General features: G+C 36.8%; 13 protein-coding genes and 1 other annotated feature. Of the genes, 1 reads left to right on the plus strand and 12 read right to left on the minus strand.

The features are described from left to right. Nucleotides 1-47 precede the first annotated feature (47 nt). Complete coding sequence (locus F7732_RS09525; protein WP_151573613.1) at nt 48-827, plus strand: TraX family protein; 780 nt, start codon at nt 48-50, stop codon at nt 825-827. 577 nt (nt 828-1404) lie between these two features. Here F7732_RS09525 and F7732_RS09530 read toward each other — a convergent pair. From F7732_RS09530 to tyrS, 12 genes are all read right to left on the minus strand, one after another. Next, nucleotides 1405-1689 carry a PTS sugar transporter subunit IIB gene (locus F7732_RS09530; RefSeq protein ID WP_151573614.1) on the minus strand — a complete coding sequence of 95 codons (285 nt, stop codon included), beginning with the start codon at nt 1687-1689 and terminating at the stop codon, nt 1405-1407. Between the two features lie 17 nt (nt 1690-1706). Next, nucleotides 1707-2369 carry an L-ribulose-5-phosphate 4-epimerase gene (locus F7732_RS09535; RefSeq protein ID WP_151573615.1) on the minus strand — a complete coding sequence of 221 codons (663 nt, stop codon included), beginning with the start codon at nt 2367-2369 and terminating at the stop codon, nt 1707-1709. 30 nt (nt 2370-2399) lie between these two features. Then, nucleotides 2400-3758 carry a PTS galactitol transporter subunit IIC gene (locus F7732_RS09540; protein WP_151573616.1) on the minus strand — a complete coding sequence of 453 codons (1359 nt, stop codon included), beginning with the start codon at nt 3756-3758 and terminating at the stop codon, nt 2400-2402. A 23-nt stretch (nt 3759-3781) separates the two neighbouring features. Then, nucleotides 3782-4285, minus strand: coding sequence for a PTS sugar transporter subunit IIA (locus F7732_RS09545; RefSeq protein ID WP_151573617.1), 504 nt, complete (start codon nt 4283-4285; stop codon nt 3782-3784). Further along, a complete protein-coding gene (locus F7732_RS09550; RefSeq protein ID WP_151573618.1) occupies nt 4257-6299 on the minus strand; it encodes a BglG family transcription antiterminator in 2043 nt (680 codons plus the stop codon). The genes F7732_RS09545 and F7732_RS09550 overlap by 29 nt, the downstream gene beginning before the upstream one ends. 311 nt (nt 6300-6610) lie before the next feature. Then, nucleotides 6611-6736 (minus strand): hypothetical protein, encoded by a 126-nt coding sequence (locus tag F7732_RS23245; RefSeq protein ID WP_275670922.1) that lies wholly within the window; start codon nt 6734-6736, stop codon nt 6611-6613. Nucleotides 6737-6755: 19 nt separating this feature from the next. After that, entirely contained in the window at nt 6756-7622 is an 867-nt protein-coding gene (locus tag F7732_RS09555; protein WP_151573619.1) for a permease, read from the minus strand. A 68-nt stretch (nt 7623-7690) separates the two neighbouring features. Beyond that, the gene (locus tag F7732_RS09560; RefSeq protein WP_151573620.1) at nt 7691-8137 is read right to left on the minus strand and encodes a MarR family winged helix-turn-helix transcriptional regulator; all 447 of its coding nucleotides are present in this window, start codon (nt 8135-8137) and stop codon (nt 7691-7693) included. Between the two features lie 246 nt (nt 8138-8383). Continuing rightward, nucleotides 8384-11188: an S-layer homology domain-containing protein gene (locus F7732_RS09565; protein ID WP_240056574.1), complete on the minus strand. Its 2805-nt coding sequence runs from the start codon at nt 11186-11188 to the stop codon at nt 8384-8386. 702 nt (nt 11189-11890) lie between these two features. Continuing rightward, nucleotides 11891-12292 carry a VOC family protein gene (locus tag F7732_RS09570; protein ID WP_151573621.1) on the minus strand — a complete coding sequence of 134 codons (402 nt, stop codon included), beginning with the start codon at nt 12290-12292 and terminating at the stop codon, nt 11891-11893. A gap of 154 nt (nt 12293-12446) precedes the next feature. Next, nucleotides 12447-12902 (minus strand): hypothetical protein, encoded by a 456-nt coding sequence (locus F7732_RS09575; RefSeq protein WP_151573622.1) that lies wholly within the window; start codon nt 12900-12902, stop codon nt 12447-12449. Nucleotides 12903-13006: 104 nt separating this feature from the next. After that, complete coding sequence (tyrS, locus tag F7732_RS09580; RefSeq protein ID WP_151573623.1) at nt 13007-14266, minus strand: tyrosine--tRNA ligase; 1260 nt, start codon at nt 14264-14266, stop codon at nt 13007-13009. 45 nt (nt 14267-14311) lie between these two features. Further along, nucleotides 14312-14543: a binding site (T-box leader), on the minus strand. Nucleotides 14544-14830: the final 287 nt, after the last annotated feature.

Genomic DNA, 14830 nt, shown 5'->3' on the forward strand with positions numbered 1-14830 from the left:
GCGTCTAATTCGTATAGACGCTCTAGCTTTTTTTAGGAGTATATATAATGACAGGTACATTATTAAAAGTAATTGCATTGGTCGCAATGTTAATTGATCACATAGGTCAGTTTATACCACATACACCAGAATTCTTAAGGTGGATTGGAAGATTAGCTGCCCCAATCTTTATTTATAGTGTAGCATTAGGATATAAATACACAACAAATACTAAAAAATACTTAAAACGATTATATATTTCTGGTGTTATAATGGCCTTAATAAATGTAGGTCTCCATATTGTATTCAGTAAAGATGGTGGGATGGCTGTCTCAAATAACTTTTTTGCAACTCTTTTCTTGTCTGGCTTTATTATGTATTTACTTGATAAAAAAGAGATAAAACTTTTTATTATATTCTTTTTATGGCAAATAGCATCTTTAATCCTGTGCATAGTTCTTTCTGAATTATTTGTAATTAGTGACTACCTTTGGTACCCATTTTACGGTGCAATATTTGGGAATCTTTATCTGGTTGAAGGTGGCTTCTTGTTTGTTCTTCTAGGTGTCATTTTCTATTTATCAAACAGCAAGAGAATGATAACAATAAATTATATACTTTTTTGCCTTTTACTAATCTTTTTATCTAAAACTTTTGGAGGTGGGTACGGCTTCTTTTCGTACTATGGATTTCCTTTTGGTGAATATCAATGGATAATGATTGCCTCCCTTCCAATCATCTTACTTTATAACGGAAGAAAAGGCATAGGGCTTAAATACTTTTTTTATTTGTTTTATCCGATCCATATAATTATTCTATATATCCTTGCTGTTAAACTCTTTGAATAGATATCAATATCAAATATGAAATGGATATTCTGCCCCTCCACTTGGAAGGACTCTCATTACGTTTTTATAAATAGTTGTAGTAGTATTACTATTTTTTAATACACACCTAAGTGAAAAGAGTTTCGTTTTTCACCCCATTTTAGATGGGACACCCTGCTGCAGAGTCTTTGAGTGAACATACAAAAAGAGGCTGGGACAAAACGAAATTTATATTTCTAAAACACGAATATTCAATATCTTGGTTTCGGTATTTAATCAAGACCGTTCCATTGCGCTGCGGACCCTCGCTTTCCGCGGGGAGCAAGCTGAGCCTCCTCGTCACTTCGTTCCTGCGGGGTCTCACCCTTTGCTCTGCGGCCCGCAGGAGTCGAGGGCCCTCCGCTCCATTTCACTCATGCAAATAAAATATATTTTATAATTATAATTAAAAAACCGAATGATTAGAAAGATGACCTTCCTTACCATTCGGTTCAATAGGTGTGTTAGTTACTTATGTCCCAGCCTCTTTTATTTTGAGTGCACCCACAAATTATTTCCTGCTCATTAAGGGATCTCCAGACAGATAATTTTGCAAAATTCATGCCAGAATTTGCGCTTTAATTTTCTCAAACATCTCTTCTTTGCCCATTCCTGTGAGTAATGGAACTCCATCAATGATTCTGCTTTTTACATTATCCGGAACCAATGTAGTTGACACAATAATATCATATTCATCAAGACGGCTTAATTCCTCGCTAATTTTTGACTGGTATAGTTTCACATTATTTTGCAGTCCATTATCTTCTAGCCATGACTTTACTTTTCCTGTAACGATTGTCGATGTTGCAACACCTGTTCCACACATAATTAATAATTTTTTCATTTCCTATCACCCTTTTTTCATAGTTTGTTTTCTTCTTTTTGTCCATAAGCCGTTTTATAAAAATAGCTGCACTGTCTGATTACTTCTTTGCTGAGCGGCTGAAGGTCTGGTTCATGCAAGGTAGCGTAATGTGCATATTCTGCCGTTTCCTCTAAGATGACAGCAGCCTTTAGAGCATGCTCAATATCTTTGCCAACAGTGAATACTCCATGGTTTCGAAGCAGCACAGCAGATGAATCACTGATATGGTCGATAATTTGCTTGCCTATATCTTCTTCACCAATGGCAGCAAAATCAGAACAAGGTACCCGATCATTAAACAGATTAGCTGCTGTTGTTGTGTATGAAGGGATATCCATCCCGCGTATTGCAAAGCTTGTTGCAAATGGCGAATGGGTGTGCACGATGCTATGAATATCATCACGATGCCGATACACATATAAATGACTGGCGGTATCTACAGATGGCTTTAGTCTGCCCTCAACGACATTGCCATCTAAATCAACAATAACCATATCCTCTGGTTTTAGCACATCAAAGTGGACTCCGCTTGGTTTGATAACCACCTTATTACTCTCATAATCTCGATAACTGACATTGCCGCTGGTCCATTTTACTAGCTGCAAATCCTTTAATGCCTTATTTGCGTCACATACTAACTGTTTCCAAATCTCCAGCATTCTTCTTCACCTTCAATCTTGTAAAAATAATTATAAGTTAGCACCAATGTCGTCATTTAATTTCGCTTCTCTCTTAGGTTTAATTTTATTTAAATAGATTAATCCGGCAAAAGCGATAACACCGATGATTGTGATCCCGCCCCAGCTGAGAACCTGTGCTAAGCCGACAAAAATGAATGTCGTCCAGACAGCCCCATCAACTAGTGCAGAAATACTAGAGTTCCCTGCCATATCAAAGTTTGCAGCCAAAGCTGCCTCAGTAATTAATGGCGCCGCCCATGAAGCTATTAGCAACCCAACCGCCATATAAATGGTTCCTGCTACAACCGTTCTAATAATATTTCCTCTGAAAACCGGCGTCATCAAACACACTAAGAAAGGAATGGTCGCTAAATCACCAAATGGCAATACAGTGTTCCCAGGTAAAATGACAGCTAAAAACAGGGTGATTGGAACAATAATTAATGAAGCAGATAGAACAGCAGGATGCCCTACCGATAAAGCGCTATCCATCCCAATGTAAAGATCACGCCCCGGCATCCGTCTTTTAACAAATTCACTGGCAGCTTCCGAAATCGGTGAAAGCCCTTCCATAAGCAGGGATACCATTCGAGGCATTAACATCATCACTGCTCCTGTTTGAACAGCAAGCTGCATGACTTCACTCACACTGTAGCCTGCTAAGAAACCTATCACAACTCCAATTAACACACCCATTACGGTGGAGTCTCCAAAAATACCAATCTTCTTTTGAATCGTTTCAGGATTAGCTTCTAACTTATTAAAACCTGGAATTCGATCAAACACCCAATTTAATGGCTTCGCTACTAAATATGATGGAGCAGATGCACCGTGCGGAAATGTAATCTTTGGAAAGCCATAGAATTTCTCTATATCCTTTGCAATCAAATCACCCAGGAAGAAAATGACAACTAAATGAATGGCAATTGTATATAGGCCAAGTGCAAAGTTTCCAGTTAGAACGTATACGAGGGATCCCGTAAAGGCACAGTGCCAGTAATCCCAAATATCAACGTCCAATGTTTTTGTTAATCCTGCAAGCAATAGGACTACATTCAGACCGATCCCTAATGGAATCGCTAAACTTCCTAAAGCGGTACCGTAAGAAATGGCTGCAGCGGCTGGCCAGCCAACATCAATTGTGCTGAGCTGAAATCCAAAATTATCAACCATTGCTTTCGCTGCTGGTCCTAAGCTGTTTGTTAACAATCCAATAACAAGGTTTAAACCCACAAATCCAATCCCAACAGTTAAGCCGGCTTTAAATGCCTTGGCAGGTTTCGTGCCTAATATAATCCCAAAGATAAACAATAGAATAGGTAGCATAACACTTGCACCAAGATCAACAAACCATTGTAATACCGCCATATAAATCCCCCTTTTTCAAAAAATTATTTTAGTCCAACCTGATTTAATAATTGCTCTAATCGTTCTTGACTCCCGCACTCAGCAAATTCTCTTAATAATTTTTGGTCTTCAAAGATTTCCATTAACCTCTGCAGCATCGATAATTGATCCTCGGATTTTTTTAATGCAAGCATGAAAATTAATGAGACATCAACTTCTACATCACTTGTTCCCATCAGACAGAATTTAACCGGTTTTTTTAATGAGGCAAAAGCAATTTGCGGTGTAATGACTTTATCAGCATCTGTATGTGGAATGGCGATCCCTAGTGTCCCTACTGCCAGTCCGGTTGGAAAACGATCTTCCCGATCCAAAATGCCTCTTTCAAATGTTTCTGAAACTAACTTTGCTTCATATAAAGACAAGGCCATTTTCTTGATTGCATCACGGCGATCAATGGCTTCTAAGTCAATAAACGTAATATTTTTATCAAAAAACATGGTCTTTCCCCCTACTGTCTCAACTTCCGTTGATAATAAGCCACGCATCAGCAGCCTCCTTCAAATCTAGTAATTTAGACATTTTCACATCGTCCTCTGCAAGATCTGCCAATTGAAATAGGGCCTTTAAGTGGCGATTCGGGTTAAAAATGGCGAGCGGTGTAACAACGGATATCTTCTGCCCATTTGCAAACTCTACCGGATTTTTTAAGATAAGCATTGCAAATGCATCAGCCAGCACTCCTTTTTCTGTTGCTGCATGCGGAATAGCCATACTTTTTCCTAAAAAACTGTATATATGCTGATGATCATTTTCCTCGATTAAGGTTGTGACATAGGCTGCTCTGATAATGTTGTGTTTCACCAAAGGCTCACAGGCGATTTTAATTGCCTCTTTCCAATTCTCCACATTGTCTTTATATTGGATGAAATCACTTGGCAGGAATTGTCTCAATCCATATGAATGGATATGGCCGTCCTTTACTTCCCTTTTCTGATTCTCTTGAAATAAACTGGAAAGCGAAGTGATCAATGCAGTCTCATCTGTTACAATTGCGTTCTGTTTAATGGTTTCTATTAATTGGGTCATCTTAATATTTTCATAGCTTTTTTTATCAATGGTGGCGATGACCTGTTTACGCAGCCATTCTTTTTCATGTAATGTCATAAGAGGATTGATCAGATACACAGGCTGGGAGGACTGAATGGGAATGGTGCTGAAAACAATCTCATAATCCTGCTGATACATTTGGAATTGTCTTAGAGACAGACTTTCAGCAAAATAAAACTCTGGAAAGATTTCCTTCAATGTCTGCTGCATGATCTTTGATACAGTGAGGCCATTCGTACAAATCACTACTGCTCGTTTCTTTTTATGAAGATCTTCACCCTGTTTAATAAGCTGTCCGGCAAGAAACATAGTAATAAAGGCAAGCTCGTCTTTTGGAAATTTTTCTCCTATTAATTTTTCAAGCGGAACGATCGAAGCTGATACCATCTCATGTAATTCCATATACTCCTCAATCAACTTAAACGAGGAATGCTCTTTCAATGTAAGATGATATTTTATTCGATAATATGCTGGTTTCATATGAACCATTAATTTATTGAGGATATCCTTTTTATCATGTATAAAGATACATGATTTTTTCTCGAAAAGTTCAAGCATATCAAGGATTGCAATTTTCAACTCATTTAGCCTTTCATCCGTAAGAATGTCCGACGAGCGAACATTAGAGGTTAATAGTTGAAGTGTAAGCCATATTCTTTCACTCTTTGGCAAATCCATATCTTCTTTTAAAAGCAGCTCTGTAACTAAGTATTCCTCCGTATCAGCCAGCTCTCTTAAACCAATATGAAAATCTGCGTTAAGCAAATGCCCTTGTTCAATGCGTGTGAAAATTAATTCTAAAATGTAAGGCAAGCTTTCATAGCTTTCATCCGTTAAATGGATGTTTAATGAGGTTTCAATGGAATTTACTTTCTTTGTCATTGGAGAAATATCAAGCTGTAAGATCTTTTCAAAGTATTGATGTCCATTAAACAGATTTAAAACGGATTTAACGACTATAATCAGTAACTTTCGGATTTGAAACTCATCCCCGATAATTTTATAACCATCAGCTCGGCTATAACTGATTGATAAAGAATAATTTTTGATGTGATCAGACGCCTCTTTGATATCACTTATCCCTGTGTTTTTGCTTACATTAAAAAGATCAATTATATGAAACAATGAAACTTCTTCTCTTTTTCCAAGTAAATATAAAATAATTAAAAGTGCACGTTCCTTCTCAGTTGGGATATACTCTTCCAATTGATTTCCTGTTGGATGAGGGACTGAAAAATGCTCAAATATTTTTTTATCAATAATAAAGTTACCGTTTCTGCTCTTTGTAATCGGTGTTAAATTTTTTGTTTTTAGCCATTGATTAATTTTTTCTAATGAATATGAGATTTGCCGTCTGCTCAGCTTATATTTCCCTTCAAGTTCCTTATTTTTTATTTGAGGTGTTCTAATCAATTCATTTAATAAACTTACACTTCGGTCATCAAGGAACATGACTACAACCTCCTTTATGTCTTTATTATATTTGAGTATTCTAAATATTTGTAAACGTTTTCATAACAACTTTTATCCTTTAAATGCATCACTTTTTGTGCAAGTCTGTGATGAATTTTTACAATTGTTCTAATTGATTACTTTTGTAGTGATTTTTTCACTAAAGTTTACTTTCGTCAATCATTTATGAAAATAATGTGGAAATCACCATAGAAATCCTTTTCTTATGCTTAGCATAAAGAAAAATAAGAAATGAAAAAACGGCACCGATTGGTTACCGTCTTTTCCTCTGTTAGATTATAAAGAAATCCTCACTCTTCTTTGGTTATTTCTTCCTTGCTGTTCTGTTTTACATCATCCACATCTATCACGTCCTCAATCTTCACATTGCAGCATGAACTCTCTTTCTTTCCGAATAAACCTTTTAAGATATTCATCATTATTCCTCCCATTATTCTAAATTAGGTAAAACAACAATCCTGATAAAGTGGCCATCATAAAGACAGAGGCAACAAACGCTATTACTAACTTCTTTTTAAATATACTATTTAATAGAGCTAATTCAGGCAAGCTTGCACCTGCTGAGCTAATCATTAACGCCATTACTGGTCCCAGGGCCATTCCTTTAAGGATCATAATTTGTGAAATGGGTATCATGGTGGAAAGCCTAATATATAGCGGAATACCTATGATCGCAGCTATAGGGACAAGCCACCATTCCTCACCGCCGAGGTATGCAGCGATCCACTGAGTTGGAATGACTCCATGAATCAATGCTCCAATTGCAGCGCCGACTATTAAAAATGGATATACAGTTTTCATCAGCTGTAAGGTTTCAAGAAAGGCACCTTTTATAGAGAACGTGACTTCTTCTTGTTGATATCCTGTCATGACCACATTTTTAACATGCCTTTCAAATCCGATTCTCTCTAATGTAAAACCAATTAAAACAGATAAAAGAGAGGTAACAACTGTATAAGTCATTGCAACTTTAAAGCCCAGAGTCGCAGACATCAGAGTGAGAATCGTTGGATCCAGAACTGGCGAAGCAAATAGAAAGATCACCACAATACTAAAACGTACTTTCTTGTTTAATAGATTGACAACGATTGGTATCGTCGAGCATGAACAAAATGGTGTGATGAAAGCAAATCCAAGTGTGGCCATTACACTTGTCAGCGGATGGCTTTTTTCCATCAGCTTTTCCATTTTTTTATATGGGATCAGCACTTGAAACAGATTAATGAAAAAAGAGATACATACAAATAAAATTGTTAGTTCCAGAGCAATTCCAAGAAAACTTTGTAAAAATTCTTTCCACATAATAATCACCTCATTTTATTTGCATTATGCAAATATTATTCCTTAAATATGAGCAAGGTGCATCTTGCTCATATTAACGGTTTACAGCATACTGTTGACTTTGCCATAGCATTATTCAGGAGCTTAATGGAACGGAGAACAGTTTCTCTCTCAAACTCGTTCATATGCGAAAACACTTCTTCTAAGTATTGGTTCATCTCTGCATCAATAGCAGCTGCTGTGTATTTCCCTTCTGCTGTAAGTGAAAGGATATGTATTCTTCTATCTTCAGGCAGCTGTGATTTATTGACAAGATTCATTTTAACCAGTGTCTGTATCTGTCTGCTGAATGTTGTAATGTCCATCCCTAATACATCTGCAACCTGCTGTACATTGGGCTGATCTAGCCGGTCTATTTCATAAAGAATGTGACTTTGCACTAACGAAAGGTCATTTCCTCCGCTTGAACAGCAATTTTTATTAAGCATTCCAAACCTTCTTGTCATAATTTGAAAAAGCTCTCTTGGATTTTCCATTATTTTCACCTCTGTTTTAGTTATAACATATTATTTGCATTTTGCAAATAAATAATATTTTAAAACACAATAATCATAGTCATGGTTTGCGAGTTTTCACAAGCCCGTTCTATTTCACTCATGTTTAGAAAGAAAAACTCAAATAAAAAACCGAATGAGTAGAAAGAATCACTTTGTACTCATTCGGTTCTATGGTCATGTTAAATACTTATGTCCCAGCCTCTAATGATCTGGTGTTACTCTTTATTATTTTGCTTCAAGATGCACAGTAATACTATTTGGCTGATACGTTACACTTACATCGTATCCTTCAGCTGTTACAGAATCAAACTTACCAATTACATCAGCTGCAGTCAATAGAGTAAATGATGTTCCGGTTCCCACCTCATAGTTAGATAAATCTAAGTTCACATTACCGCCATCAAGATATGCAATCCCATCAACATCCATTTGAATATTGTTATTGTCCATTGCAATATCCAGATTTCCAGCTTCGATCGTAAACTTGCCATTTAATTGAAGAGTTTCATCAGCAGATACTAATACACTGCCATTTTCAACAAAAAGGTCGCCATTTCCGAAAGCTGTTGAGGATTGTGCTTCTAATGTTCCTTCTTGCAGCAAAGTTCCTCCTGTATAGCTGTTATCTCCTGTTAAAGTGAGGGTTCCAGTGCCTTTTTTCGTTAGCATCCCTTTACCATAGATGTTATTTCTCCACCAGTCTTGAGCATTAAATCTGCCTAATGAAGCGTCCATATCCACTGTTACATTGTTTAAAAATGCTCCATACCCATCAGCTGCTGTTACTAAATCGATTCTGCCCCAGCCATTAGATTCGTCTAGTACAGGGTATCCTGAATCGATTGAAGTTGTATAAAGAATTTCTCTGCGCTGCTGATCTGTTAAATAAGGCTGACGTGTTTCTAATAAAACTTCCGCTCCTTTAGGAACTTCAGGCGCTAAACCTTTTACTCCTGTTTGCGGCAATCCATAAGTCATTTTTTCACGGTAGAAAGCTTTATTTGCTTCATGATCTTCCCATTTTTGCTCATCGTATGCATTTTCGAACGTGTAATCTTCAGTTACAGTATGCGCATATTCATATAAGCTCATATTTTTAGATGCTGCTAATTCACCGAAAACTTCACCTGCATTTGTATAAGCCTTGTCTAAAACTTCTCTGTTTTCTGCTTTGTTAAATGCATAAGCAGTCATTGCTGTAGACTGGATTCTTCCTCCAATTACATCAAGCGGGGAGTGCATACCTGTTACGATACGGTTTTCTCCCATTTGAGCTGCTCTTGTTAAGAACTCAGAAAATCTTTCCGGAGTAGCATAAGCAAAACCGAAAGTAGATAAATACGATGCACTTGTATGTCCGCTTGGGAACGCACCGTCTTTTCCTCTTCCATCTTCTGCTATTCTTCTTACATATCTTAAAGCAGGAATTACTTTTACATTTGTTTCATACTGCTGGTAATGTCTTTCACCTGTTTCCTTTTTACCGCCTGAAGGTAAAGGTTCTGAATCCTTTTCACCGCTGCCAATCGTTTCCCAAACAGGTAAACCATTTTCATCAACCTTTTCTTTTACTTCACCATTCGAATTCATTCTCCATGGTCTTGGAGAAGAGAAAAAGTACTTAGAAGGATTTGAAGAAGACGGATTTCTAAATCTGATTAAACTAACTAAATCCATAGCTTCTGCAAGGTCAGAATTTGCCGCGTTTCCTAATCCCTGGCTTTGGTCTTCAACCGTTGTTTCTTCTAGTAATGTATTCATGTCTTCTACTTTTCTAACAACGCTTGTTACTGGTTTAACAATATCTGCATAAGCATTCGCCAATGGACCAAATCCATCGATCATACTATAAATCTTATCTCTCTGATCATCATAATAAGCTGCCAGAGCTTCTTCATCTGTTCTATTTTGCGTTACTTCTTCTACATATTTGATGTTTGCGACCCAAGTATCTGCATCTCGAATTTCTTCATTTGCAAATGTCTTTTTATCTGCTACTACTTTTGTTTCGTCATTCTTGTATCCATCAAAATATACGGTAGGTCCGTCACCATAGCTTGCAAACTCTCCATTTGCACCCTTAATTTGTAAGGCCTCACCGCTTCTCCAGGCAGGCTGATTCATAGACCAGACTTTGTCAAATCCGTCTAAAATCTTAATAAAAGGATTTGTTGCTGCTATATCCTTTTTATCAGAATCAGCAGCATTTTCACCATAATCTACTGCAGGGAACGCCTGCTCACTCTCAGGAACACCCACATTTAAATCATAATCCGTTCCAACCGGCTTTGATGGTTTAGAAACTCCAGGTTCCTCTGGATAAGATGGTGGTGGCACAACAATTGTGTCATCTTCTTCTGGAGGAGTTGGTTTTGGTTCTTCTGGTTCTTCTGGTTCTTCATCTGGATTCGGCTCAGAATCCTTAATTAATTCAAGTACATTATTTAAAGTAACAACTGATTCTGCACGAGTTATTTTATTCAATGGTTTAAAGCTTCCGTCTAAGTAGCCAGCCATAAGGTCTGCTGCACGGACACTGCCTATATATCCTTTGCTCCACGCAGGGATGGATGAGAAGTCTTTAAAAAGTTCAGCAGCAGCTTCATCTTTTTCCAGCTTATTAATAATTGAAATAATTTTTGCTACTTCCTGGCGTGTAATTAAATCTTGAGGCTTCATTGTTTGATCTGGGAATCCATCTAAGTATCCTGCCGCAATTGCTTTTGATACTTCTTTGTAATACCAGTCGTCGGAAGAAACATCTTTGAAGTTGATTTCTGCTTCCTTGTTATACTTAAAAGCTCTGTTAACAAGAACCATAAATTCTGCTCTAGTTATAGATTTGTTCGGTTTGAAGGTACCATCAGAATACCCTTTGACTAAATCTTGATCAACCCATGACTGAATTTGTTCTTCTGCAAAACTTCCCTTAATATCGGAAAGTTGATCGTTCGCATAAACAGGAAGTGTCGAAACGAGCATTGTTAGCATTAAGAGCAACGCAATTGTTCTTAAAAATGATTTCTTCATAAATCGCAAATTCCTCCTTATTGTATAGTACCGAATTTGTGCACATTTAAAATACAATCATTCTAAGATGTTGAATTGCATTTTTTTGAAGTATTGAAAATATGTACTTATTTAAATATGTGGTTTATTATGGAAGAAGATAGGCATAAATTACTATGTTGATATATTTTCTTTGAGGCTATTAAAATCAGAAATTAATACAGCTTTATCATTCAGTTTTCCAACTATGAGGATACTGATTTGAGTTCCTCCCTCCCCTTTATTTCATTTTTCAACTGAGCGTTTAGCTGAAATGACAAATAAAAGAAGTAGAATAGTCCGATTTTCATATAACACTATCTTCTACACAAAGATCTACCAGAATAAGTAATCTAAATGATAGATATTATCAGTGACCACACAAATCTCATGATAAAAATTCTATATTAATAAAATGTAGTGAAAATATTAAAAAGATGTAAAGTTGTGAACATAATGTAAATAACTTAAAGTAATGTAATAAGTTGTAAACTTTAGGAGGGATCATAACTGTTGTGTAAGAAGAGAAAGATGAATAAAAAGAAAAAGGAGAAGTTATGCAGTAAGAGGTCCTTTAAATTTGAGTGTATGTTTACCATTAAATAATAAAAGCCTAGTATATACAGTTCATATATACTAGACTTTTACTATCGATACAACAAGCAAATGAAGATACATTATAAATCATTCCTGCGGCAGATTTATTTGCCATGAAATACCGAAGCGGTCATTTACCCACCCGAACTTTTTACTAAAACCATAGTCTCCTATAGGCATAAGTTCTTGTCCATTCTCAACTAGTTTTCCATAAAGATCATCAAGTTCTTCTTCAGTATCACAATTGATATAAATGGAGAAAGACGGTGTAAATTCAAACGTATGCTTAATATAACTGTCAATACACATAAACTCCTGCCCCTTTAAGTTAAAAGTGGCCTGGTATACAGTTCCTTCAGGTCCATCTTCACCAGCCCCGTATCTGACAATGCTGGTAATTTGGGAATCTTCAATAATTGAAGTATAAAAGTTCATTGCCTCTTCTGCATCGCCTTTTTGGAACATCAAGAACGGTGTTACATTTTTCATGTTGATCATCTCCTATTAAAAAATGAGGATTTCCTTATAGAAAAAATAATCTCAAGATATATCTAGCAATATTAACATAAGTTGTTTACGCTGCTTTTTCTTTAAATTTCAATATAAAAAGCCTTTTTCCCTGCTAAAAGATTAACCACAACTTTCACATCATAGTTGGATCAGCTCCAAACCATGTTTGAACCTCATTTTCTTCCGTATAAGGCTGAATCCAGCTGACACCAAATTTAAATGTCCGAGCTGCAGTTGCTTGGAATGTTTTATATTGAATCCCATTATCTAAATAATCTCCACTATAATCTAAATACATAGGATACTCGTGAAACTCTCCTTCTGCTCCAATGGTCAGTTTGATGTCATCTTTATAGAAAGCGATCGATTCGAGTCTTTCTCCGCTTTCTATATCTCCCTTTACATCTATGGACGGGATGCAACACTTAATATGCTGTATTTTAAATTCCCTTTTGTACTCATATTCAATTAAATACCTGCCGTTTACATTCGGGCAATGCCTTTCCATATTATTTAATGATCTTGCTGTGTATTCTATTTCATTATCATTAATAAAGATCTTAATTGGCCCTAACGGTGTTAATATCATTGATTGTTCACCTGCCTGCTTTCTTATAATAAAAAAGAGGACATATGCTTATTATGAACATATCATCCTCTTTGTTGTTTATTTAATTCTTGAATTATACTGCTTTAGTATTTAATTAAAAAGTACTTCTTTTTCCCGCGGCGGATAATGGTAAATTGCCCTTCAATACGGTCATCATCCGAAAGAGTGTAGGCTGTGTCTGTTACACGCTCGCCGTTAATGGAAACTGCTCCATTTGTTACATCTTCACGAGCTTGACGTTTTGATGGTGAAATTTTTGCTTCTATTAAAAGATCAATAACATTGATTTCAGCTTCGCCATTATGCTCATATGATGGAACATCCTTGAAGCCTTGCTTAATTTCTGCTGCGGACAAGCTTTTAACATCTCCGCTAAATAATGCAGCTGAAATTTTTATAGCCTGCTGCAATGATTCTTCGCCGTGAATCAAACGAGTCATTTCTTCAGCAAGTGCCTTTTGTGCTTTACGCAAATGCGGTTCTGCTGCAACTGCTTCTTCCAGTTCCTCAATTGTTTCTCTGGTTAAGAAAGTGAAAAATTTAAGGTACTTAATAACATCAGCGTCAGCTGTGTTAATCCAGAACTGGTAAAACTCGTATGGAGTTGTTTTTTCAGGATCAAGCCAGATTGCACCGCTTTCTGTTTTCCCGAATTTTGTTCCATCTGCTTTTGTAACAAGAGGAATGGTTAAACCGTATGCTTTTGCACCTTCAGGCATCATCTTTCGAATGAGTTCAAGACCAGTTGTAATGTTGCCCCATTGATCACTGCCGCCAATTTGCATTTTGCAATCATGATTTTTGTATAGATGGTAAAAATCCATCGCCTGCAGGATTGTGTAAGTGAATTCAGTAAAGGAAATTCCCGTTTCCAAACGTGAAGAAATCGTATCCTTAGCCAGCATGTAGTTGACGCCAACGTGCTTTCCAAAATCACGAAGGAACGTAACAATATCCATTGAGCCTGCCCAATCATAGTTATTGACCATGATTGCGCCATTTTCACTTTCAAAATCAAAAATATTTTCAAGCTGGTTTTTGATGCAGCTGACATTATGCTGAACCATTTCTAATGTTTGCAGCTTACGTTCTTCACTCTTACCGCTCGGATCACCAATTAAACCCGTTGCACCGCCAACAAGCACAATTGGACGATGACCTTCATTTTGAAAGCGTCTTAACGTTAGAAATGGAAGCAAATGCCCGATATGCATACTGTCAGCAGTCGGGTCAACGCCACAGTACAAAGAAATTTTCTGATCGTTTAGCGTATTTTTAATTCCTTCTTCATCTGTCTGCTGGTAAACAATTCCTCTCCATTGTAAATCCTCTAACAAGCTCATCATTTTTCCTCCTATTTCATTCAAATAAAAAACGCCCCTGCAAATTGCAGGGACGCATAAATACATTGCGCGGTACCACCCAGATTGAGGATAAAAAATCCTCCACTCAAACAAAAATAACGGTTTGATCCGTCCGCTGCTATAACTGCCCGAACACAGGTTGACAGCGAAAACGCTCAGGGAGGTAATTCATCCTTCTATTTGCACCGGCTCACAGCAGCCGCCGGCTTTCTGAAACAGGGATAGAAGCACTACTTATTCCCGTCAATGCATAAGCTATTTAGTTAATAAAGCAGTTTTATCATATTTAGTATTCTGGTGTCAATATTATAAGGATTAAATATGACTTATTTGAATTTCGCCCTGTTCTGCCGACAAAGACCTCTTTGGCGTCCTACAGACATGAATCCCCATCTATAGCAAACGATTGATGGCAAATTCGCCATGATTATTAATAAAATAACATTCTTCGCTCAATAATCCTGATAGAAATAAAAGGAAATTTCAGATAAATGGTGAACGTTGTCATATTACAGTTTGACTTATGCTATAATGTATGTGATT

Source organism: Bacillus mesophilum, from assembly GCF_008923265.1.
Taxonomy (GTDB): domain Bacteria; phylum Bacillota; class Bacilli; order Bacillales; family Cytobacillaceae; genus Cytobacillus; species Cytobacillus mesophilum.